The sequence below is a fragment of the Actinopolymorpha sp. B11F2 genome, from assembly GCF_040195635.1.
In the GTDB taxonomy this organism is placed as follows: Bacteria; Actinomycetota; Actinomycetes; order Propionibacteriales; family Actinopolymorphaceae; genus Thermasporomyces.
The window spans coordinates 1-23906 of sequence record NZ_JBEFTX010000029.1 but is presented as its reverse complement, the minus strand read 5'-3'; the positions used below and the strand labels follow the sequence as shown (position 1 = coordinate 23906).

The window sequence follows — 23906 nt, the reverse complement described above, 5'->3', positions numbered from 1 at the left end:
AGATGGCAGTCGAGAAAGGAACCGATGACAGGTGCTGAACATGGCCGAGACCCGATGGCTCAACAAGAAGGTAATGCACAGGACACTCTTCGCGGGGACGCTCTCACTGGCCATGGTGGCGATGGGCAAGCCGGCGTTCGAGCCGGCGGTTTCCTGGGCGCAGGCCGCGGCGACCGAGCCGCAGGTCGCCACTGGCGTGGTGTTCGAGGACCGCAACAAGAACGGAAGGCGTGACGCTCAGGAGCCGGCTGTCCGTCACGTGTCTGTCTCCAACGGGCGTGAGGTCGTGCGCACTGACAGCCAAGGGCGTTACCGCATCAATGTGACCGACGAGACGATCATCTTCGTGACCAAGCCGTCGGGCTACATGGTCCCTGTCGACGACAAGCAGCTGCCGGAGTTCTACTACATCCATTACCCCAACGGCTCGCCGGTCGAGACCGACTATCCCGGAATCTCACCAACCGGTCCGTTGCCCGAGTCCGTCAACTTCCCCCTGTACAAGGAGAAGGAGTCCGACACATTCCAGGCGCTCGTCTTCGCCGACCCGCAGACGACAACCCTCGCTGAGCTGGATGACCTTCGCACCGATGTGGCGAACGAACTCACCGACACCGACGCGTCCTTCGGAGTGACGGCCGGCGACGTCGTCAATGACCCTCTGGATCTGTTCGGGCCGCACAATGAGATCATCGCGACGATGGGTGTCCCGTGGTGGAACCTGCCCGGCAACCACGACATCAACTACGACGTACCCGACGACACGTACTCCACCGAGACGTACAAGAGCGTCTACGGCCCAACCGACTACTCCTTCGACTACGGCCAGGCGCACTTCGTCAACATGGACAACATCGACTACCTCGGAGAAGGACGCGGATACCGCGGCTACCTCGACGAGCGTCGCCTGGAGTGGCTTGCCAACGATCTCGCCCACGTCTCGAAAGACAAACTGATCGTCATCACTACACACATCCCGCTCAGGACCGAGGCCATCGGTGACCAGGCCCAGAACACCGTGAACCTCGACCAGATCTTCGAGGTGCTCAAGGATCGTAAGCATATCTTCAGCACCTCCGGCCATGACACGTCGAACAGCTGGCAGACCTACATGGAGCCTGGAGAGATGGGCCCGACACCACCCGGCGCCAACCCGGCAGTGTGGCCGGGCAAGGGCACCTTCCACCACCAGGTTCTCGCCGAGGTCCGCGGCGGAGGCTGGAGCACCGGCCCGACCGACGCGCGCGGAGTCCCCGCCGCCGACATGGCGGATGGCAACCCCAACGGCTACTACTTCCTCGACGTGGAAGGCAACGACTACCGGATGCGCTACAAGCCCGCCAGCCTCCCAGAGGACTTCCAGATGCGCATCACCTTCCGCGGTGGCGAGGGGAACCGGACGCTCAGCAACGGCGTACCCGTCTGGATTCCGTCCGGGCCGAGCGGGTCCGGCGGTATCAGCCCAGCGCCGCGGTTCGCACCCGGCGACTGGAACGATGAACAGGTCCCCCTCGTGGAGGCGAACGTTTTCGACGGGGGCGAACGGCACCGGGTCGAAGTCCGCTTCGACGACGGCAAGTTCTCCCCGATGGACTACAACCCGCCGTCATTCGGTGTGACGGACGGAGACCCGAACGGCAACCTGGACACCTACATCCGAGCCCTCCGGGAGAGTCTGGAAGGCTCCGAACGGCCGGTCAACCCGGAACCGTCCTCGCACATCTGGACAGTCCCGGTCCCGCAGGAGCTGGGAGCCGGCGAGCACACGGTGACCATCAGGAGCATTGACCCGTACGGGCGAACGACAAAGACGTCCCAGCGATTCGACGTTCTGGGGAGCTAGAGCGTCAGCGCTCCTCGAAGCGCGGGCGGTGGCGTCGAGTTCGACGCCACCGCCCTTCGCGGGTGAGCGGTCTGGCGCTGGAAGGAGCGTGGCTAGCGCGGAGGCCCATCTCGAGCGTCACAGTCCGGGGGATCGTCGATAGGTGTGGAGGGGTCGACTGGCTTCGTCGAGGGGAAAGTGGCTGCATCACGCAGAGCTGTCGTGGAACGCAACGAGCACTCTCGCGGGTCTCCTGTCTGTGGACTCGCGACCGGGTCCGTGCCGGGTCCGACGACTTGCCTTTACGACGGCTCTGGGCCGGCTTCGGTAATGGCAGGTGAAGTCCACATGTCTAATGGAAAGCTGCAAGGCGAACGAGATGGCAGCTCAGGCTGCGGCAGGTATGGCCGCATTCCATGCACACGGGCCGACCGGCTTCTGCGCACAGGGAAGGCAAGCTACTCTTGCTCACCGCCGCGATCCTCGAGCCTGTGCTGTGATGGGAGGTGCGCCGTATGCGAGTCCGAACGCATGAAGGCTCGACACGACGATTTCCGCTTTCGATGCCTGCTGGATGTAGTCGGCGCGCACGCTGATGGTCTTCTCGTCACCTACATTTCTCTTCCTGTTCCTTCCTCTCACGCTTCTCGGTTACCTATTCGTAGGTCGTCGGCACAGGAACATGTGGTTGCTGCTCGCCAGTGGATTCTTCTACCTCTGGGGCGCTGGCGGCCAGATCGCGGTGATTCTTGTCGTGGCGCTGGTGAGCTTCGCGGGCGCTCGGGCGATCATCCGGGGGCGGCAACGCAACGAGGAGGCTCACAGGGACATCCTGATCATCACCACTCTGGTCATCCTCGCGACCCTGACTCCGCTCTTCATCGTCAAGTACCTGCCTGTGCTCCTGAACACTGCCCGAGATCTCGGCTTGGGAAGCGTCGCTCCAGTCCACATCGCTCTGCCGCTCGGGGTGTCGTTCTTCACCTTCCACGCGATCTCGTTCGTCGTAGACGTCCTGCGGCGAAGCATCCCGCCCGGAACGTCTCTACGTGACTACCTCCTCTACCTGTTTCTCTTCCCGCATCAGATCGCCGGCCCGATCGTGCGCTACGACGAGATTCGGACCGAGATCGAAAATCACCGGGTCGTCACAACGCGGCAGGCGGCATACGGTTGCACGCGGTTCGCGTGGGGCCTGGCAAAGAAGGCTTGCATCGCCGACCCCTGCGGTCGCGTCGCGGACGCGGTGTTCGCGCAGTCCGACGATCTGTCCACACCTGCAGCCTGGTTGGGGGCTGTTGCTTACGCCATCCAGATCTACTTCGACTTCAGCGGGTACTCCGACATGGCGATTGGTCTGGCGGCGTTGTTCGGGTTCCACTTCCCCGAGAACTTCGCCGCACCGTACCGCTCCCACAGCGTCACCGAGTTTTGGCGAAGCTGGCACATGACGCTTTCACGGTGGTTCCGTGACTACGTTTACATTCCACTGGGCGGCAGCCGGCACGGTCCGCGGCGTGAGTACGCAGCGCTGCTTCTGACGTTCCTGCTCACTGCTCTCTGGCACGGAGCAAGCGGAACCTTCCTGCTGTGGGGAGCACTCCACAGCCTGGCCCTCGTCGTCGAGCGCCTGACTGGTCTGAGGTACGCCCAGCGGTGGCGAACAGTTCGCCGCGTAGCGCTGGCGCTCTTCGTCATCTTCTCGTGGGTGGTCTTCCGTTCACCGAGCCTCGATGCCGCCACCGACGTATGGGGAGCGATGCTGAGCGGTGACCTTCGCGGCCTGCCACCCGGTGTCCTGGTCGTCATGGGTCCGTGGCAGTGGTGCGCTCTTTCCGTCGGGCTGGCGGCGTTCATCGGTCCCTGGCAGCGGACGTGGTTCCAGACTCTCTTCGGCATCGAGGCCTCCACGACCGGAATTGTCCGCGGCCGGCTCGCCGTCGCCGCAACGCCTGCACTTCTCCTGGCAGCCGTGGTGGCCGTGATCTGGCTGGACTTCAGTCCCTTCTTGTACTTCCAGTTCTGATGCTCATGTCCGCCTTCGCCAAGACTCATCGAGGTCAGCATGTCCGTTGATCGACCGCCGCCGGGCTACCGACGCGGCAGCACTTTGATCGTGGTCGCCCTCGCAGTAGGACTGCTCCTGCCCTGGCTGGCCGGTGACCCGGCCGGTGGCGGACTCGAGAATCGTAGAAGCGCGGAGTTCCCAGATTTGTCGGCGAGGGGACTGCTCGATACCGCGACCTACCGACAGGCAGATGCTGCACTTCGCGACAGACTCCGCCTGCGCACGACGATCACGGGTCAGGTGGGTAAGCAGGGCATCGACCGCCTGGGTGCAAGCATGAACGATCGCGTCGTCGTGGGGGACGACGGAGACCTGTTCGGGTCCGAGGGCTTCACTATCCCGTGCACGTACAAGAGGCGCTTCGACATCGAGGCGACCGCGCGCGCCCTCACGTCGTGGAGCCGCCTTGCCGCTGCGCACGATCGGCAGCTTCTCTATGCCATTGCTCCGAGCAAGGCGACGGTTCGTCGCGAGAAGCTCTCGCGATACCCGACGAGCCTTACCGAGTGTTCGGATCGTGTCCGAGCGCAGATCCGATCGACGTGGGGACCGTCCGGCGATTCGACGATGCTACTCATCTGGGACGAGCTCAGGAAACTCGACCAGGCCACCTCGGGTCAGGCCTACCAGGTCGGAGACAGCCATTGGACGACGGTCGGTGCAAGTGTCCTGGCGAGTCGGCTCGTCGAAGCGGTGCCAGGCCCCGCCATAGACGTCGGAGACGACTTCGCCCCAGACCGGACCACGCGGAGACGAGGTGGCCTCTACCGCCAGCTGGGATTCAGCCGTGCAGACGTGATCCCGGTGGTCTCTCCCGGACGTGACGGAGTGCACACCGTGCTGAGCGTCGCTCCCACATCTTCAGGGCGCGGTCTGCGTACCTTCACGAGCAGAAGCACGACCCAGCGCCTCCATCCTGGAAGGACGCTGGTCATCCATGACTCTTTCGCCACCGCGTTGGCACCGGTGGTCGCACCATACTTCCGTGAGATCAGCTTCCTGCACTGGACGGACTTTGCCGCGCTCGTGCGTTCCGGGCAGCCGATGCCGACCTTCGACCGGCTGGTCATCGAGTCCACCGAAGCCGGCTTCACCCAGAAGAGCGTGGACTTTCTGTCCACTCCACGTGTCCATGCGGCAATCATGTCCGCTCTCACCCGCGACAGCGTCTGTTGCGACAGCTGATCTATGACACAGGCTGGGCGCCGCGCACCGTCGTGGCGGCTGATCAGGCGGGCTGGGCGCACGCACCTTCGTGGCGTAAGGCCTGCGTCCACTTCATGTTCACCTCGTGGCAGCCTCCCCGTCCACGTCCGCGACCTACGCTCACACACCGACGCTCGCCGACCTGGAGAACTGGCCTACTCACAATGAACGTCCTACCTGGTGTCGCCCTTGCCGCCCGACCCGGGCCTGACATGAGGTACCTCTAGTCTTGTCGCTCATGGCCGCCGACACGCCGCTGTCAACAGCCGAGACACGCCCATCTGAAGGGCTCTCGAGCGCGAACCCGCCGGGCAAGCACGCCCTCCGATTGGCCCTGGGACCCATCGGAATCGCGGTGGTGATCGTCAGTTCGGTAATCTTCCTCTACCCGGTGATCGCCGGTCCGATCACCGGTGACGACCGCTACTGGTACCTCTGGATGGGTTCGTCGACGGACTGGTCCCTGCTGCGTGAGGTTCAAACGACCTGGAACGACCTGACGGTCCGACAGGACTACGGGCGTCTGAACGTCCTGACCGGGTTCGAGCGACGTGTCGCCGCCAAGGCGGTCGTCGAGACGGCGCTGGCCACCGCGACGCCGATCGTGGTCTACGTCGCTTTGCTCAAGGCCATGCTGCTAGCGGGCGGAGTCCTGTCCGTGCTGGCAATGGTGCGAAGCCTTCGGTGGCGTGATGCGGAGGGTCGACTCGTCCGTGTAGGTCGGCGGAACCTGCTGCTGATCGGTCTGGCAGGGACGCTCGCGGTCGCGGTCATCGCACAGGCGCACTCGCCGAACGCGAGCGGCTGGAACGGATGGACCGCTTATCCCATCTCGACGTACGGCGCGGTGGTCTCGATCCTCGGGTCGGTCGCGCTGGTGCTTTGGCTCACACGGCTCGTGGCCGAGAGAACATGGCGGATGGCACTGGTGGCGGTCCCGGTCCTTGCGCTGCTGGGTGCCGCGACGAACTTCCGGTACGAATTGGTCTTCCCTGCGATCCCGATCGTGGCCGTGGCGCTGGTGATCGTGCCGGTCACCGACGGCGCTCATCGCTCGGCGGGTCGGAAGGCCAAGCTAGTGACCGGCCTGGCGTACTTCGGCTCGTTCGTGCCGGTGTTCGCCGGAATCCGGCTCTACCTCGCAGACGTCTGCGCGCGTACGCAGTGTTACAACGGAATTCAGGTGGATCTGGGTCTACCAGCTGTGCGTACGACAGTGTTCAACGTGCTCTCCGGTGTGCCCGGATTCGGCGGCAACGAACTCCTCCGCACTATGGAGGTGATTGGTATGGCCAACCGCTTTCCGGTGTTGCCGAACACCTGGTCAGTGCTCGCCGGGGTGATGGCGACCGCCGGCCTGTTGGTCGTGTGGTGGGCAACTTCCCGGCGAGAGGGTGCGCTGGCCTCGGCTGTTCCTGTCGCGGCGACCTCGGGCAGCGAGCCACCTACTGATGGCCAGCAAGCCACGTCGGGTGGACGTGATGCAGGTGCATCAGCTCGTCGAGCGGAGGCGATTGCGCTTGGCATCGGCGCTGGACTGTCGCTCCTCGCCGCGCTCGGCACGGCTGCCGTCATGGGACTTTCGCCGCTGTCCCATGACATCATCGGCGAGCCGGGCACGTTGTACCGGAATGCGATGGTGACGTCCACCGGTCTGGCGTTCACGGTGGTGATTTCGGCGGTGGCACTCGGCGTCCTGCTGTCCCGATCTTGGTGGCGCGCACTCGCTGTATGGGCGGCGCTCGCGGTCGGCATCGGAATCGTCGGCGCGTGCACGCTTCCAGCCAACATGATGGCACTACGAGCCAACCGGATCATCTACACGGTGAGTGAGGCAATCAACTGGGAGGTCGTACAAAGCGAGACCGGACCAGGCAGTGAGGCTCGGCGGTGCGACCTCTTCGAACGCGCCGTGGGAACGATGGGAAGCGGTTCGCTGTACCGGCTGTACCTCCACGCGAACAATGCTTTCGAACGGCGTAGCGGCGAGCCGTTCTGCTCCGACCCAAAGTACCGCCGCTCTACTTGACCGCCGTTACGGTCGGGGCGTAGCAAGGGGAGCTGTGCACTCCAGGATGACGTGCGTGTACGGCAGGCGCAGCAACCGGTGATGGACCGTCGAGGTGACCTCGCGAAACGCCTCGCGCGCCAGCTCGACGTATTGCTCGACGGTGCGTACGTTGGCTCCACGGTCCTGTCCGACCACGAATCGGCTGATGGCGGACTGCCCTTCGGCAAAACCGCAGTCGAGCGTCACCAGCCGCCCTGATGGTGTGAGCACCTGTGCGGCGACGGCGAAAAGCTTCTTCGCCTGCACGTCGTCGATATGGTGCAGGACGCTCTTCGCCATGACCAGATCGAACTCGCCGAGGCGGTCGGCGTCGAGGTCGTCGACTCCTGCGACCGAGAAAGTGCCACGGTCACCAAAGCGACCCTGTGCCGACGTGATGTAGTCAGCGCTGGGATCGACGCCGACGTAGGTCACGTCGGGAAGGTACGCCAGGATGCCGCCGGGTCCGCAACCGACGTCGAGCACACGGTCACCGGGTTGGGGACGGAGATGCCGCTGAACTAGTTCGTTGCGCACATTGGGCGAACCGACCGCTCGCTGGAACACTTCGTACACAGCGGGAATCGACAGCACCGAACGCATTCCCGACGTTTTCTCGGTCATTTGCCAACCTCAAGGACGGGCGGCCGCCGGGCCATCCGGGGCTTCGCGGTCGAACTCATCTGTCCAGTGCCTGGCTTGCCTTTGACAGCGGCCAGGAAGATCGACGAGCCGAACGGCAGGTCGAACCTCTTCAACATACGGCGATCGAGACCGGACAATCTCATGAGCAGCCAGTCCAGCCAGGCCGGGACCGGGGTCAGTCCGCCGTCACCCGATGCGGGCGAGCGGCTGAACCGCCGCTGAACACGTTCGGCCACGAAGAACGGAAACACCGCACTGAATGCGTACGTCGACCGTCGCACCTCCAGGCCGGCGCGTTCCACAGCGGTCAGCAGCCTGCGCTGGGTATAACGGCGGAAGTGTCCGGCGCGCACGTCGTGATCTGTCCAGGCCCACTGATAGGCGGGCACCGACAGCAGGAGGTGTCCGCCGGGGGCGAGCACCCGCGCCAGTTCGGCCATCGCCTGGTCCTCGGGCTCGCAGTGCTCGACCACATCGAACGCCGCCACCACGTCGAAGACCTCCGAGGCAAACGGGAGTGCCAAGGCACTGCCGCACACCCCGCGCTCCGAGGCCAAGCCCCGCGGATCGACATCGAGGGCGATCCTGCGCCCATGCCGACGCATCCAGCTCACGCTCGGCCCGTCGGCACTACCGACGTCGAGCACCCAGGAGGGTTCGCCGAGGAACGGCTCCAGCGCCGTGCGCAACAGCTGGGTACGCGCCCGGTACCACCAGTAGTCCGGCTGCTGTAGGGATGCCGAGCCCGGGTGTGTGGTCGTGGTCATGTGAATGTGCGCAAGGCGGTCAGGAAGGCGTCGACGGCCCGGTCGCAGTCGGTGGGCGTGAGGCTGTTGTAGAACGGCAGCCGAAGAAGCCTGCTGCTGATGTCCTCCGTGACCGGACACTCCGTGGGGCGAGCGGCGAAGCGGCGGCCGCCGTCGGAGTTGTGCAGGGGCACGTAGTGAAAGGTGGGGTTGACACCTTGGGCACCCATGCCCTTGAGCACCGCATCTCGCGTCGCGTTGTCCGGGAGGAGGACGTAGAACATGTGGTAGGCCTGCTCCACATGGGCGGGGACGATCGGTAGGCGGAAGCCGAACTCGGCGGCATGGGGGGAAAGGAGCCGTTCGTAGTGCTCCCACACGGCGCGTCGCTTGGACTGGATCGTGGTGTGCCGCTGGAGCTGCGCGAACAGATATGCGGCGAGGATATCGGACATTCCGAAGGAGGAACCGTTGTCTTTCCAGGAGTACTTGTCGACCTGCCCGAGGAAGAACGCCTGCCGGTTGGTGCCCTTGTCGTAGAGCACGCGGGCTCGGTCCACGTCGCGCTCGTCGTTGACGAGGAGAGCGCCGCCCTCACCGCAGACGATGTTCTTGGTCTCATGGAAGCTCAGCGTGGAAAACCTGCCCAGGCTACCCAGCGGTCGATCGCGCCAGCGGCCGTAGAGGCCGTGCGCGTTGTCCTCGATCAGCGACACCTGGGGCCAGTCTGCCAGCGCGGCCAACACACCGTCCATGTCGCAGGCGACTCCCGCATAGTGCACCGGCACGACGGCGCGGACCGTGTCGTCCATGAGGGTGGCCAGATGCTCCGGGTCGAGGCCGAGCGTGACGGGTTCGATGTCGCAGAAGAGTATCCGCGCGCCTTCCCGGGCGAACGCCAGTCCGCTCGAAGTAAACGTGAACGACGGCACCACAACCGTGTCCCCGGGCCGGAGGTCGAGCAGCATTGCAGAGAGCTCCAGTGCGGCCGTACACGATGTGGTGAGGAGGATTTCCTGCGCACCGCTTTCCATGCGCAACAGTGCCGCCGCCCGCGCGGTGAACGGGCCGGACGCCGACAGGTGCCCGCCTCGCACCGACTCCGCGATGTAGTCGAGTTCTGGGCCTTCAACGGCGGGCCTGTTGAATCGAATGTTGGGGAGGGTCACTCGTGGCTCGGCGTGACTGGTCACTCCACCCCTCCTAGATGTGAGCCCGCGTGCTCATCCCAGACGAGCTGGGCTCGCTGGCACGGCCAACCAGTATGGGCCTGGGGCCGCTCAATCTCATCAAAAGTGGCTAGGAGTACAGAGGAGTTCGGCCGAGCTTCACCTATTGGTTGCCTGGGCCGTAGCAGGGACGAGCTGGACGGTGATGCAGATCCCGCCGCGTGATCACTGTCCTGCGGTTTCCCAGGGAAGGTGACGTCCGAGCAGTTCGGCCAACCGCGCGTCACTGTCTTTGAAGTAGGCGCGTAGGTGGTCCACAAGTGTCTGATCCAGCTCGGGTGCCTGTCCCGCGTTGCCGTTGACCGGCTGGTCGACACATGGAGGCTGGACCGAGGGATCGACCCCAAGTGCGTCGTAGAGTCCGGCTAGCACCCGACCTGAGTCGGGGCCAACCAGGTCCTCGAAGAACCGCACATGCACGCTGCCGGGAAAGGCCGTGTACCACGGCTCGAGGTAGTCGGCGTAACGCCCACGCTCGAGATAGGCATACGGTGAGACGGACGTGCGGGCCTTGTCCCAGGGGTGGGCGCCGACAAGATTCTCGGTCAGCGCGAGGTCGAGCGGCCGGTCGTCATAACTGTTCCCTGCGCTGAACCGCCAGTTGGACACAGCGCGCGCCACCGGATCACGTACCAGGACGACGATCTCGGCGCTGCCGAGAACGACGGCGGCCCGGGCGGCAGCGTCCGGCCGCTCTAGGTAGCTTGTGCTCTTCTCCCCGAGCAAGGACTCGGTAGTGGCGTGGGAGAAGTATCGCGAGTGGTAGAACTCCAAACCACGGGCAGCAAGGTCTGCCGACATGAAGGCCTTGGGCTCGGGACGCGCGGGGCGGGCCATCGCGATCTCGGGATGAGCGTCAAGCATGGCCGTGAGGTACGTTGTGCCGCAGCGCTGGGCGCCGACGACGAGTAGGTGGCGGGTCACCCCGACACCCGGTCGACGACGTGATAGTTCTTGTGCGCACTGACAGCGTTCAGGGTGCGCACGGTGTACTCGCCGAGCATCGACAACAACGCGATCGTCACGCCGTTGAACACCGCAAGGAGTACGACCAGCGTCGTCCAGCCCTCGACCTGAGTCTCCCCGACGAGTCCCCGGATCAGATAGACCGTGCCTATACCGAAGCTCATCGCGGCGATGACGAAACCACACAATGCGGCGAGGCGCAGCGGAACTGACGAGTAGCTGAAGAGGATTGCGAGCACAAGCCGGATGATCCGCACCAGACTGTAATGGCTCTTTCCGACCGGGCGCGGCTCGTGACGAACGGCAACGTGTGACCGACTACCCGAATAGAGCAAGGCCTGACCGGTGATGTAAGGATAAGCGGTCTGTGAGGCGCTGATTCGATCGACCACGTCGCGCCGAAGAATTCGGAAGTTAGAGACCGCGAGGTCGGCAGGCTGGCCGAAGACCCGCCGATTGATCAAGGTGATCGCCTTGCTGCCAAGACGCCTGTACGAAGCGGCCTGCTTACGCTCGAAACGACCGAAGACCAGGTCGTGCCCGCGCATCGCCGCGTCGATGAGGACCAGAATCTGGTCGGGCGGATTCTGCAGATCGTCATCCATCGTGATCACGTAGTCGCCGGTCGCTTCGCGAAAGCCGGCGAGATTGGCGCTGTGCTGGCCGTAGTTGCGGAGAAGGTCGATCGCTACGATGCAGGAGTTGTCCCGGGCCTTGGTGGAAATCACCTCCCAGCTTCCGTCGCGGCTGCCATCGTTGACGAGAATCAGTTCATAGGACAGACCCGCACCGTCGAGTACGTCGACCACCCGATCGATGGTCGTGCCGACGATCTCGACGCTGTTGAAGACCGGGATGACGATCGAGTAGGTGAACGAGTGATGGTCGAGGAGTGCCCCGGGAGCGGGACGGTTGGGGCGCGGCCTCCGCGGGCTTCGCGGTGGTGATGGGGTGGTAACTTCCATGGCGTCCATGTGACCTGCATCCACATTCAGGCTCTGTTTGACCTCAGGACTTTGGTATCCACATCGAGCTGGAACGTTTGTCATCCGATGCCGGGAAGCGAGGGTAGCGCATTGAAATGGGCCGCGGGCAACGTCGAAGGGCGAGCTCGGCGCGGTTCAGTGGCCCTTGCGGCGGGAAGTGCCACGGCCGGAATATTTGTTTACCTGTTCTTCGCTCTCGCGACCCGGTCCATTGGCCCCGCGGATGCCGCACCGCTGGCCGTGCTGTGGTCTTACTGGGCTGTTGCGGCGTCCGTCCTGACATTTACAGTGCAGCACTGGACTGTCCGTACGGTGACACACGAAGGTCATGGCGCCACCATCGTTCGGTCCCTGCCACTGCTATCTGTTTCAGCGCTCGGGCTGGCAATGCTCGCGGGTGCGCTGGCGTATGCCTTCCGGGGGACTCTGTTCGGACAGAGCGGTCCGGTATTCCCGGTGCTGACAGCTTGCGTCACGGCGGGATCGCTCTTCGTGGGGCTCGTTCGAGGAGCGCTTGCGGCACGCGGTCGCTACTTGGCGGCGGCGGTGTCACTGGTGGGGGAGAACGCGTTCCGTGTAGTGGCGGCGGTCGGGATCGCAGCCGCTGGCGGCGGGGCGGAGTTGTTCGGCTTGGCCTTGGTCTTTGGGCCGCTCGTCTGTCTCGTCTGGGTTGGCAGTCTGCGGTTCGCCCGCACCGCGCCCGGATCTGCGCTTCGCAGCCCTCTCGCTCTGATGTCAGGTGTCGCTGGCGGGTCGCTTCTCGCACAGGTCGTACTGACCGGCGCTCCAGTCGTCCTAGCGGTGACCGGCGGTGAGCCGGCGGTGGCCACGTCACTGTTTGTCGCACTCGCTGTGTGGCGCGCTCCCTACATCGTTGCTCTTGGCGTGACACCCCAGATCACGGCATACTTCACCGGTCTCGTCGCCGCCGGGCAGGTGGCACGGGTCGTCCGCATTCGTGCTGTGCTTGCGGTGGGTGTCGCAGTAGGTGCGGCTGCGGCGGCGCTGGTCGGAGCGAACGTGATGGGAAGCATCCTTGCCGCCGCCTTCGGCCACGGTGTGAGGATGAGCGACGCAGCCCTCGCGGCGCTGGGCTCAGGGACTGTCGCGGCCTTGGGCAACGTCGTCCTGATGCTCTTGCTACTAGCCCTCGGCCGTGCGCGGTCGGCGACCCTGAGCTGGGTAGCGGCGGTAGCCGTATCAACGCTTTGGATGGTTCTGTCATCGATGGCGCCGTCCCCGCGGGTCGTGGTGGCGTTCGTCTTGGCACAGGCGACGGCATTTACGCTGCTGTTCCTCTCCAGCCGTCAACCGCGGTAGCACACAGTCCATCGGCCGTCTGGTGTCCGACATCGGGATGCCACCTTTTGTTGGTCCGTACGCTTCTTGACCTGGAGCGAGGTTGCGCGCAGGGTGATCAGCAGGCCCGGGGGCAGTGGCCATCGATGTTGTCGAGTTCGGCATCCGCAGTTAGCCCTTGAGGAGGAGACCTATGCTTCCCCGCACCGAGGCGACTTGTCTCGTGAGAAGGTGCGCCATGGCTGTTGCGCTCGTCGGCGTCTCTCCGTTGGTTTGGCAGCCGTCACTGCCGGTGCGGGTGCGGCGCAGGCGGTGACGCCAAGTGCAACAACATCGGTCATTGACACGACGTCGATGAGCACGGCGGTCGCGGGGGCGCGGCCGTACGTCCTGCGGCGGAACGGCCCGGCCCTGCGCCTGTCCCATCATGTGTCGGCTGCGGGGGAGGCGCTGCTGACCCTGCGCGCGGCAGCCAAGGGCACAGACTGGGCCGCGGACGGCAGCGAGTCCGCCGTCGTATCGGTCTTCGTTGATGACCGCTACGCAACCGACGTTGTGGTCACCGGCGACGATCCCCTCGATCAACAGGTCGCACTGGGTACCCTCGATCGCGGTCGGCACAGGATCCGGTTGGAGTTCGCCGACGAGCGCTCCGCCGACGGCGCGACCATGGTGGAGATCTCCCGGCTGGAGCCGACGACCTACGCCGCGGACGACCCGGCGTACCTGGCGCTGCGTTACGCCCCAATCATCTACGGTCGGAACCTGCCTGAGCGGGGGAATGCGTACCAGAATGCCACGACCGACACACCATTGATCGCCTGGCACGAGGCAGCACCGGCCACCGCACCGGGCCACACCCGGCTCACCTACTCAGTGGTGTGGAGCAACGAGGACGGCGGCACGAACAGCCCGGCGCTGATGGCCCGATGGGGGCGTACCACCGACATCGAGTGGGTCTACGCGGTCGAGGTCGACGCGAACGGCGAACGCGTACCAGGTTCCGATTTCTATCAGGCGCCGAACCACGAGACGAAGCAGTTTCAGGGCAGTTATGAAGGCGATCACGCACAGCTGCAGACATGCACGTCGAACAACAACATGTGTGACGTCGTCGACAACTCGATGCGGTTCTTCCCCTCGACGCTGCAAACCCTGCCCGCCGGTAAGGCCCGCGAGCATCTCATGGACGTCAATCCCTGGACCTACCTCGTGATGGCCAAAGAGCTGATCCGCGAAGGGAAAGTCGAACTGCCTTCTCCTGACACTCCTTCGACTCCGGAAGTGAGCGATCAGCGCAACTACCTTTACGTCGTCGTACAGAAGGTGACGGAAGGCGCCAACAGCGGACCTTCGTGGGTGGGCCTGTCGCTGGGCGTGCGCCTGATCAGCGGACAGACCGTCTACCTCTCCCACCACACCGATCCCACGTGGTCGATTCAGCGGAACGTTCCCGCGGCAACGACAGTGGAGCTGCCTGCAGGAACGACCGCCGACGACATTGCCGAGATCACCGCACATCGGATCGTCGTGGGCACCGACACCGGCGCACCGGTCCGGGTCACAGCGATCGACCGGGGCTTCCTGCTGGGGGAGGACTATCTGCCGCAGGAGTCGTTCCTCTCCTGGAACGGCGACGTCGCGCTCACCGCCGACCAGCCGACCGCCCGGCTCTGGGCCCGCTGATCCAAAGTGGGTCAGTTGGCAATGGTGATCGCTCTGCGACAATCGAGGGGCCTTGGCTCTTGGTCGCCCGTCTGCTGCGGCAGATCCGACCGTTCGGCCCGGCGTCGCCGCGGAGACGCGCGACGGCGGTGTGGACGACACGTCGCGACGCTAGCTTCGTCCGTCGTGACCACACCGACGAGACCGCCCTTCGGCACGGGAACCACCGTCACGCGTCGCGACGCCCTGCGGGGAAAGGTGCTGTCAGCGGTGCCGTGTCGGGCGATCTGCGACACCGGCCACCTGCTTGCACTGGCACGCTGGCCCGGCGTTGAAGGGCTATGGGAAGCGACCTGGATCGAATGGCTCCGTACCGGAGACAACGCCTACCGGAGCCGCCTGATCGACAACCTCGCCACGGGTGACTGGAGGCTGGCTCCCTGGACGTGGCGGGACACCACGAAGCTCGACCTTCTGATGCCCGGCATGTACTTCAGTGTCTCGCTGTTCTTCGTAGGCGCCGAGCAGCCGAACGGCTGGTACGTCGACTTCGTCCGGCCGTACCGACGCACCCCGATCGGTATCGACACCTTCGATCTCCTGCTGGACCTGGTCATCGACTTGGACCTGTCCTTCCGCTGGAAGGACGAAGAGGAGTACAACCAAGCTCGACGGCTCGGTGTGATCACCGATACCGATCATCGTCGCGTCGAGCAGGCACGGGAACAGGTCATTGCTCTGCTGAAGGAACGCGCAGGGCCGTTCGAGGACCGCTGGCTCGGCTGGCAACGCGACCCGAGCTGGGCCCTCCCCATCCTTCCGGTGGACACGCTCACCCTGGCCACCACCCAGCTGAGCTGAGTCCATCGAAGACTGCACGGCCGTCGCGCCACTCGATGTGACGATTCCAGAGTTTGCGTTCGGGCCGTCACGTGTCCGATCATCCGGGTCGCGGCATCCGGCCGCGCCGACTCGTGGTCGTCGATCCGTGTTCGCACGTGAGCCATCGCTTGCCGCAGCGCCCTGTCCTCGTCGAGGAGGGAGCTGTCGCGGCCGGCGGATATCGCATAGATGGGGTCGGAGGGCGGGGCCATGTTCACACTCGCCCAGGCGGCCCAGGCCACCGGCCCGGAGCAGGCTACGTCGGTTACAGGTCTGACGACATCGTCACTCATCTCCTGGCCGGCGATCTGCCGGCCTGCGGGTCGTTCGTACGAATGGATACGCGCAGATGGACGCGGACGGGACCGGCGACCCTCACACGACCGAGGACGTGTCGAGCTGGACGCCGGGTCGTCCGGCCTCGACGACGAAGCTGGCGTCGGTGTGGACCGGTGCGCCGGGCGTTCGTACGAAGGGCACGAGACGGTAGTCCGCACGCCACTCGTCGTCGGTCACTGAGCAGCGGACGTAGCCACGCAGACCGCTGTAGTACTTCATGTTCGGGTTGGCGGCCAGCCACTCCTGGCCTCGCGTGTCCATCGCCGACCCGTTACCACCAGAGGTGATCGAGGTGCCGAGGAACTCCGCGCCGACCGTGGTCGAGGCCGGGTCATCGAAGTTGAGCTTGAGGTCGGTGACCATGCTGGCGTGGGCGTCGCCGGTGATCACCACGAGGTTCTCGACACCGCGTTCGGCGACCGTGTCGAAGAGTCGTTGGCGTGCCGGCTCGTACCCGTTCCAGTTGTCCATCGGCAGCAGCTTCCCGGGTCCGGGGTCGCGGTCGGCCTCGGCCATCACCGACTGGTTGGCGAGTATCTGCCACCTGGCCTTAGACGCGGCCAGCCCGTTCGCAAGCCAGCGCTCCTGCTCCGTACCGAGCATGGTCCGGGCGGGATCGGCGGCTTCCTCACATGGCACGACGAGTCCGTCTCCGCATGCCTGGTCGCTGCGGTACTGGCGTCCGTCCAGGACATGGAATTCCGCCAGCTGCCCGTACCCCACCCTGCGGTAGAGCTGCAGGTCAGGACCATGCGGCAACGAGCTTCGCCGCAGCGGAAGGTGCTCGTAGTAGGCCTGGTAGGCCAGTGCCCGTCGCTGGAGGAACTCCTCCGGCGACTGATCGGGGTCGGAGGAGTTCTCGTCGGCGTAGTTGTTCTCCACCTCGTGGTCGTCCCAGGTGACGATCCACGGGAACGCGGCGTGCGCCGCCCGGAGGTCCGGGTCAGTCTTGTGCTGCGCGTGGCGGATCCGGTAGTCGGCGAGCGAGAAGATCTCCGCGGCCGGCAGATGTCCCCTGCCGATGCTGCCCTGCGCTGAACCCTCGTAGATGTAGTCGCCGAGGTGGACGACCACGTCGAGGTCCTCCTGCGCCATGTGCTGGTACGCGGTGTAGAAGCCGTCAGGATAGTTCTGGCAGGACGCGAACGCGAACCTCAGCTCGTCCGGCATCGCGCCGCCTGCCGGAGGCGTCCTGGTCCGACCCACCGGGCTCACCGTGTCGCCGGCCCGGAACCGGTAGAAGTACTCGCGTCCAGGTCGCAGCTTCGTGACCTCCGCGTGCACCGAGTGCCCGAGTTCGGGCGTGGCCTTCTCCTTCCCGCGTACGACGACCCTGCGGAAAAGCTCGTCCTCGGCGACCTCCCAGTCCACGTAAACCGTCAGCTTGGGCATGCCGCCACGCCCGTCCCCGGCGAGCGGCTCGGGAGCAAGCCGTGTCCACAGCACGACACCATCCGGCTCCGGATCGCCGGAGGCCACACCGAGTTGGAACGGGTCACCGGAGAACGCCGGAGCACCCCACGCCTTCGCATCGGAGAACCCGCTCAGGGTCCATGCAGTACCGAGCCCTGCCGCCCCCGCCAGCCCGAGAAACCCACGCCTGGCAAACCTTCGCACCGATCCCCACCCCATCTCAGCAGATGCTGAACCTCGAAGAATGCGTCAGACACGATCCTTCTGACGCACATGAGCAACAGGTGGCGCCAGATCGACGGCAAGACGACAAGCACCAGCCAGTACCGGCCACTGGTCCGACGGAGCTGGCGCCGCTCTCGGCTCCGGGTGCTCGATGTGGCCGGCGCCGCCGCTCACCGCCTCCCGCGTGGGTAGGCAGCTTGTGCCCAGGCTCGGCGGTAGCGATCACCTCGCCGGGCTGATCGATCCCGATTGCGATGAGCAGCAGGGCGCCGCACCACCGACCAGGCTCGTGCCACCGATGAGCACAGCAGTGAGGACCTGCAGTTCGTAGCCGGTCCCCGCGGCCGGTAGAGCGATGCCGGTCTGCGCGCACAACAGCAGCCCGGCTATTCCTGCGGCAAGGCCGTTGGCCGCCGTGATGGCCAGCCTGACCGAGCGGTGCGGGGGCGGCAGGCCGGCGATTGACCTAGGTTCCTCTTGAAGGCGTACTCGCGCCCGAGACCAAGCATCCGAAGTATTTGGTGTGTCCTTGCGCCACACGGCACGCCCACGCTCGCGTTTGGCGCCTCGTCGCAGTTCGACGAATCGAGCGTCGGTGGCACCGAACGGCATCACTTCGTTTGCTGAGGCGTTGCCGGTGATCACGTCGCTGTTCACCGAACCTCGCCATCATGCACTCGGCCCGTCTCGGGGTTTGCACACACGGGGCGAGTAGGCCGTTACTCGCTCCGACCCCTGAGAGGATGGCGCCCTGATGCGCCGCAGGCCTTCCCGTCCTGCTCCGAGCAGGCATGCAGGAACCAGGTTTTCGACGACCGTTTTGGCGGTTCTGGCCGCCGCAGCGCTTTTCACCACGGGATGGTTCGTGACGCCCGCAGACGCAGCGCCACCGGGGAAGCCGGATCCGTCGCCGACGAGCCCGCCTGTGCTCACCCCTGATGACGGCGCCTATCTCGAAGGCACCCAGACCGTCGCCGCAGTCCCAACAGTTGCCGACGACGACGTGACCGGCCTGACGATCGATGGCAACGCCCTCGATGCCGACCAGACCGTGGGTGTGTCTCGGCTGAGCTTCGACGTGGGCAGCAACTCGACCGAGGCCCGCTATCACAACTACGTCCTGGTCAATGGTGAGCACCGGATCGACATTCCCGACCTGGTCAACGAGCGGGCCAGCCTCGACATTCCGAACGAGCACCTGGTCCAGGGCGAGAACACGATCGAGGTCATCACCGGGACGATCACCACGTCGTGCGGGGTCAACCACGACGACTTCGTGCTGTCGAACTTTGGGCTGGAATTGCTGGGCGAGGTGGCCGACGGTGAGGAGAACGAGTACTCCTACGCCTTCGGTGACGGCAATTGTGGCTCCAACAGCTCGCTGCGGCTGGACGCAGAGCTGACCTTCTTCGTCCTCGGTGACCCGCAGCGGACCACTGGCCTGTCTGCGGTTCTGGACACCACGGCCATCGCGAATGGCGAGCACGAGATCGTGGCCAGGGCCGCCTCGGGGGCGTCGGTGAGCCATACCGTGACGGTCAACAACGCTCCGTCGGGCGCGCCACGACTGACCCCGACGGACGGAACGATCGCCCGGGGGACGCAGCCGGTCTTCGCGTCGCTACCGGCCGCCGGCGGCGGGACGGTGGAGTCCCTGACCGTCGACGGTGCCGATGTGCCGAGCCGTCCCACGTTGGGCTCGGGCGACGCGACGTTCAGCTTCACGGTCGGGTCCAACTCGATCGAGGAGCGGTACCACAGCTTCCTACTTGTCAATGGCATGAAGTTCGACATCGGCGGCGACTACGTCAGCGAGCGGGTGGACGTCCCGGTTCCCAACGAATGGCTGGTTCCGGGAGACAACACCATCAGGTTCGTCACAGGTACGTTCCCCACCTCCTGCGGAAACAATCGGGACGACTACACGATCTCCAACGTCGTCCTCACCGCGGCGCACGGCACGGCCGCCGGCCAGGGGTTGCAGACGTCGTACAGCATCGGTGACGGCAACTGTGGCTCGTCGACGACCGCGCTGCGCGAGGTCGACCTCGGGTTCTCCGTCGACGCGCCCGCGCGCGGCCTGCGCGCCGATCTGGACACCAGCCGCCTCGCCGACGGCCCCCACACGCTCTCCGCAACCTCGGGCACGGGTCAGACCGCCACGCGCACCATGTTCACCGACAACACCGCCCCGACGATCTCGGCCAGCACGCCGGCCGCCAGCGCGACGATCAGGTCATCGGTGCCGCTGGATGTTCAGCTCGACGATGCCTCGGGCGTCATGTCCGGACCGGACGTCAAGCTCGACGGCACGCGTATCGAGCTGGGTGCCCTCGTCGGACCCGGGCTCTCCGCCGGTGAGCACACCCTCGCCGTCACGGGCACGGATTCGCTTGGCAACACCGCCACCCGCGAGATCGTGTTCCAGTCAGCGGGCATCCCGGACGATCCGACCGGCCTGTCGCCTGCATCGGGTGCCACCGACGTGCAGACGACGACGACTCTGGAGGCCAGGGTCGGTGAGCCCGATGGTGGTCCGGTAACCGCGACGTTCTCGCAGACCGAGATCCTCACCCCCGCTCAGGGGTGGCAGGGCACCACCTCGTCGATCCCGACTACGCAGCGAGTCCCTGGTGAGCAGAACATCGGAGACACCAAGGTCCTCGCGCCCGGTGACTCCGGCGTGCTGGAGTCGCTGGCTGGCCGGGACGTGACCTACCAGCGGTTCGACGTCCAGGTGGAGGGCTCAATTGAGTCCCCGGTGCTGCGCTGGGAGGGCGTCATCGACCCCGCCCGGGTCGTCTCGCTACGCGCGTGGAATCTGCAGACACAGCGCTGGGACGCGCTGGCTAGCCGCCGGGGTGCGGTCGAGGACTCCACTGTGCTGACGGCGAAGGTGGGCCCGCACTACATCGACGAGCAGCAAGTGCACGTCCTGGTCACGGGCGAGGACCCGTTCGCCGACGACATCGACCCCGGCTCGAAGGACCACTTCGACGACCCAGCCGCCTACGACTTCTCGATCGTCCACTTCACCGACACCCAGTACCTCTCGGAGGGTGCCGTGGAGCAGGAGACCGCCGAGGAGCGAGCCGTCTGGGAGTCGGCGTACGCCGGCATCGTCGACTGGATCATCGAGAACGACGAACAGCGCAAGATTGCGTACGTCGCCCACACCGGCGACATCGTCGAGAACAACATCCGCAAACCTGCGACGCCCGAGCTTGAGGAACAGGTGGTCGGCGAGTTCGAGGTCTCCTCGACGCAGCAGCGGGTGCTCGACGACGCGGGCGTCGCCAACGGCGTGATCGCGGGCAACCACGACAACCAGTCCGGCACGGAGAATGGCCCAGGCGCGATCTACAACCAGTACTACGGCCCCGACCGCTACGCGGCTGCGTCCGGTCGCTGGAGTGACGCGGAGTACGGCGGCCCGTGGCGTGAGGGAGACAACCAGAACCACTACGACCTGTTCTCGGCCGGCGGTCTGGACTTCGTTGTCGTGGGCCTGTCCTACGGCGTGACCCGGGACGAGGGAGAGTGGGCCGACTCGATCTTCAAGAGGTTCCCGGACCGCAACGGCATCCTGCTGTCGCACGACTACCTGGCGCCGTCGAGCAAACCGGACGGTCGCGGCGCGACGTTCTCCGCGCCGGACGGCTCGATGCTCTACAACACGGTGGTCCAGGACAACCCGAACGTGTTCCTCATCCTGGCCGGCCATGAGCACGGTGTGGGAACGAACGTGAAGCCCGAGGTCGGCGAGGTCGGCAACGGGGTGGTCGAGCTGCTGGCGGACTACCAGTTCTACACCGTGTCGGCGGACCGGCTGGGGCTGACGGAGGTCGGCGGCTACGAGCCGAACGCCCAGCTCCAGTTCGGCGCAAGCTTCCTCCGGATGCTCCAGTTCGACGTGGACCGTGGCGAGATGTCCGTGGATACCTACTCCCCGCTGCTCGACGATTTCGGTGCCACCGAGTACGACGGCAACCACCGCTACAACGGGCTCGAGGACAACATGGTGCTCCCGGTCGATCTCACCAGCCGCACCACAAGCTTCAGCACCGATTCGGTGGCGCTCTACGCACCGGTCCGCGTGATCGGCGAGACCCAGGTCCCGTCGGGCGAGGTGGCGTCGGTGACGTGGCAGGGCCTCAAGCCGGGGACGGCGTACGCCTGGATCGTCACGGCGCAGTCGACGGGTGGTGGCACCACGTCGTCGCAGCCGAGCGCCTTCGCAACCCGCGAGCGGTGACCGTCCAGCGACTCCTCGGCCAGGCCGCTGTCCTCCTAGGCTCGATCGTCGTGCTGTTCGCGCCCGCCGTCCCAGCGGATGCCCATGACTCGACGACGACCGCCTACGCCGAGGTGACGGGTACCGGCATCGACGTCGAAGCCGTCCTCGAGCTGGAGTACGACCTGCTCATGAAGTCGGCGTGGCTCTACGACGAGGCATACCAGGCCACCGGGCGTGCCGAGCAGCTGCGCCAGCTCGACCTGAACGCCGACGCGGTGGCCGACTACATCGTCGACCGGTTCCAGGTCTCATACGACGACCGACGGTGCAAGGCCCGACCGTCCGGCCCGGCGGACGTGAGCGTCCGCAGCGGCAGGGCCTTCGCAGTGCTCACCTTCGCCTACGACTGCGACGGGGCCGCCGGCGGCGTCCACGCCATCTTCAGCGCGCTCTTCCCCGATGGCGAGAGTTTCGTCCACAGTACGAAGACAATCATCCACTACGACGTCGGCGGCGTGCAGGGTTCGGCCGCCCTCGATGCAGCGCAATCCCAGCAGGAGATCAGCTCTACCGTCAAGGACTCGCCGACCAATGACGGCGCGACCGTCACCACTCGCGAACAGCGGCTGGTGCACCAGGTGGGGGCGTTCTTCGTCCTCGGCTGCGGGCACCTGCTGCTCGGAGCGGACCACCTCCTGTTCGTTCTCGTCCTGCTCATCGGTTCGCGCGGGCTGCGGGACATCGTGACGGCCGCGTCAGCCTTTACAGCGGCGCACAGCGTCACCTTCCTGCTCGCCGCGGTCGGCGTGGTAGACGTGCCGGCGAATGTCGTCGAGCCTCTCATCGCGTTGTCCATCGCCGCGGTAGCCCTGCTCCACCTAGTCAGGCGGGGGGCCGTGGGCCAGCGGACGACACAGCTGCGGTTGCCGGTCGTGGTCGTGTTCGGACTGTTGCATGGGCTGGGCTTCGCTGGGGCGCTGGGCATCGACGCGCGCTGGTCGTGGGAGCTGCTCCGGTCATTGCTGGCGTTCAACATGGGGATCGAGGTGGTGCAACTTGTCCTGATCGCCGTCCTCTTCCCGCTGCTCATGCTGCTGCGTCGTACCTCGGTGGGCGACCGGGCCATCGCCACGGTAGCTGTCGCGACCGCAGCCATCGGCATGATCTGGTTTCTCGAGCGGACAGTTGAGGGCTGACTGGGTACCGGCGGACACCGGCTGAGGCAGGCTTCGGAATCAGTGTGGCTGCCGCGGTGAGATGCGCGAGCAGCTCGCGCACCGTCAAAGCCCGATGCACAGCGACGGCGTTGCCCACTGCTCGTCACCTAATCCCCAGAGTTGCCGTTCGCCGCGCGGCGTATCCGCGGCGAGCCCCGACGCCGGCTGGCAAAGCTGCTGGTCACATGACGGATGCCCACTGCCTGTAAAACCGCCGCTGCAAGCTACGTTGGTTCGAATCCAACACCTGCCACGATGCAAAAGCCCAGGTCAAACCCGGTTTGGTTGGGGACCATCCCGTCGGAGTGGGCAACGGTAGGCGGACCGTCGCCTCCGGGCTGGTGTCCGGTGTTTGCCCTGGTCAGAGAAGTGCGGCGTAGTGCGTCGCTGGTGCTGTTGGGATCACCGTGGCGTATACGCGGCGAAGTTCGGAGTGCCTCGGGGCATGAGGCGGGTTCGTGCTCGGTCCAGTGCAGGATCTGGGACGCCGAGTGTCACACTGCCTCTCTGGGACGAGTACCCGCACTGACGGGGCCGCGTACTGTGATCACGGCCCCGCCTTCGATCCGGCCACCTCCAGCGCCCGTCGTGACTTCGGCCGCTTCCCCGAAACGACCGAGTTCGGTCGAGCAACCATTCTCTGGCAACGTCTCATCTGGAGCTATCAGCATTCAGGCAAGTAGCGAAACGATCCCCCGCTCGTGATAGCGAGCGGCGTCTGGATCATGGAAGATCAACTCGGGGCGGCCATCGGCGCAGCCCGGACCGCTCATCTGGGCGCCTTAGCCCGGATCCACCGATCGGCTTGGTAGTCGGGGCTTGAGGAGTGGTGGGTGTCTTGGCGGGTGTGAGGGCGTGGTGATTCCCCGGACCTCGCTGTCCGGGGTGTTCCAACTGGGTCTCCGGTCGGG

16 protein-coding genes are annotated in these 23906 nt (G+C 65.5%); 9 read left to right on the top strand and 7 right to left on the bottom strand.

What is annotated here, in order from left to right:
- The first annotated feature begins 40 nt into the window (after positions 1-40).
- The 4 genes from ABN034_RS32850 to ABN034_RS32835 all read left to right on the top strand — a co-directional run bounded on the left by ABN034_RS32850 (position 41) and on the right by ABN034_RS32835 (position 7125).
- A complete protein-coding gene (locus ABN034_RS32850) occupies positions 41-1843 on the top strand; it encodes a calcineurin-like phosphoesterase C-terminal domain-containing protein (RefSeq protein ID WP_349694851.1) in 1803 nt (600 codons plus the stop codon).
- 667 nt (positions 1844-2510) lie between these two features.
- Positions 2511-3848 (top strand): MBOAT family O-acyltransferase, encoded by a 1338-nt coding sequence (locus ABN034_RS32845; protein WP_349694850.1) that lies wholly within the window; start codon positions 2511-2513, stop codon positions 3846-3848.
- A 39-nt stretch (positions 3849-3887) separates the two neighbouring features.
- Positions 3888-5075: an alginate O-acetyltransferase AlgX-related protein gene (locus tag ABN034_RS32840; protein ID WP_349694849.1), complete on the top strand. Its 1188-nt coding sequence runs from the start codon at positions 3888-3890 to the stop codon at positions 5073-5075.
- 259 nt (positions 5076-5334) lie between these two features.
- The gene (locus tag ABN034_RS32835; RefSeq protein WP_349694848.1) at positions 5335-7125 is read left to right on the top strand and encodes a hypothetical protein; all 1791 of its coding nucleotides are present in this window, start codon (positions 5335-5337) and stop codon (positions 7123-7125) included.
- A gap of 6 nt (positions 7126-7131) precedes the next feature.
- Here ABN034_RS32835 and ABN034_RS32830 read toward each other — a convergent pair whose 3' ends face one another.
- From ABN034_RS32830 to ABN034_RS32810, 5 genes are all read right to left on the bottom strand, one after another.
- Entirely contained in the window at positions 7132-7770 is a 639-nt protein-coding gene (locus ABN034_RS32830; protein WP_349694847.1) for a class I SAM-dependent methyltransferase, read from the bottom strand.
- Complete coding sequence (locus ABN034_RS32825) at positions 7767-8558, bottom strand: class I SAM-dependent methyltransferase (RefSeq protein WP_349694846.1); 792 nt, start codon at positions 8556-8558, stop codon at positions 7767-7769. Before ABN034_RS32825 ends, ABN034_RS32830 begins: the two co-directional genes overlap by 4 nt.
- Positions 8555-9730 (bottom strand): dTDP-4-amino-4,6-dideoxygalactose transaminase, encoded by a 1176-nt coding sequence (rffA, locus tag ABN034_RS32820; protein ID WP_349694845.1) that lies wholly within the window; start codon positions 9728-9730, stop codon positions 8555-8557. Before rffA ends, ABN034_RS32825 begins: the two co-directional genes overlap by 4 nt.
- 201 nt (positions 9731-9931) lie before the next feature.
- Positions 9932-10690 carry a sulfotransferase family protein gene (locus ABN034_RS32815; RefSeq protein WP_349694844.1) on the bottom strand — a complete coding sequence of 253 codons (759 nt, stop codon included), beginning with the start codon at positions 10688-10690 and terminating at the stop codon, positions 9932-9934.
- Positions 10687-11706, bottom strand: a complete 1020-nt coding sequence (locus tag ABN034_RS32810) for a glycosyltransferase family 2 protein (protein ID WP_349694843.1) — start codon at positions 11704-11706, stop codon at positions 10687-10689. Before ABN034_RS32810 ends, ABN034_RS32815 begins: the two co-directional genes overlap by 4 nt.
- Before the next feature lie 324 nt (positions 11707-12030).
- On the opposite strand from ABN034_RS32810, the gene ABN034_RS32805 reads away from it, so the two are divergent.
- From ABN034_RS32805 to ABN034_RS32795, 3 genes are all read left to right on the top strand, one after another.
- Positions 12031-13038, top strand: a complete 1008-nt coding sequence (locus tag ABN034_RS32805; RefSeq protein WP_349694842.1) for a hypothetical protein — start codon at positions 12031-12033, stop codon at positions 13036-13038.
- A gap of 333 nt (positions 13039-13371) precedes the next feature.
- Positions 13372-14703 (top strand): hypothetical protein, encoded by a 1332-nt coding sequence (locus ABN034_RS32800; protein ID WP_349694841.1) that lies wholly within the window; start codon positions 13372-13374, stop codon positions 14701-14703.
- A gap of 165 nt (positions 14704-14868) precedes the next feature.
- A complete protein-coding gene (locus ABN034_RS32795; protein WP_349694840.1) occupies positions 14869-15543 on the top strand; it encodes a DUF402 domain-containing protein in 675 nt (224 codons plus the stop codon).
- 396 nt (positions 15544-15939) lie between these two features.
- Here ABN034_RS32795 and ABN034_RS32790 read toward each other — a convergent pair whose 3' ends face one another.
- Both ABN034_RS32790 and ABN034_RS32785 read right to left on the bottom strand, forming a co-directional pair.
- Positions 15940-17520 (bottom strand): alkaline phosphatase D family protein, encoded by a 1581-nt coding sequence (locus ABN034_RS32790; RefSeq protein ID WP_349694839.1) that lies wholly within the window; start codon positions 17518-17520, stop codon positions 15940-15942.
- Between the two features lie 243 nt (positions 17521-17763).
- Complete coding sequence (locus ABN034_RS32785) at positions 17764-18198, bottom strand: ABC transporter permease subunit (protein ID WP_349694838.1); 435 nt, start codon at positions 18196-18198, stop codon at positions 17764-17766.
- 208 nt (positions 18199-18406) lie between these two features.
- On the opposite strand from ABN034_RS32785, the gene ABN034_RS32780 reads away from it, so the two are divergent.
- Together ABN034_RS32780 and ABN034_RS32775 are read left to right on the top strand one after the other, a co-directional pair.
- Complete coding sequence (locus tag ABN034_RS32780) at positions 18407-21796, top strand: metallophosphoesterase (protein WP_349694837.1); 3390 nt, start codon at positions 18407-18409, stop codon at positions 21794-21796.
- Positions 21793-22974, top strand: coding sequence for a HupE/UreJ family protein (locus ABN034_RS32775; protein ID WP_349694836.1), 1182 nt, complete (start codon positions 21793-21795; stop codon positions 22972-22974). The genes ABN034_RS32780 and ABN034_RS32775 overlap by 4 nt, the downstream gene beginning before the upstream one ends.
- Positions 22975-23906: the final 932 nt, after the last annotated feature.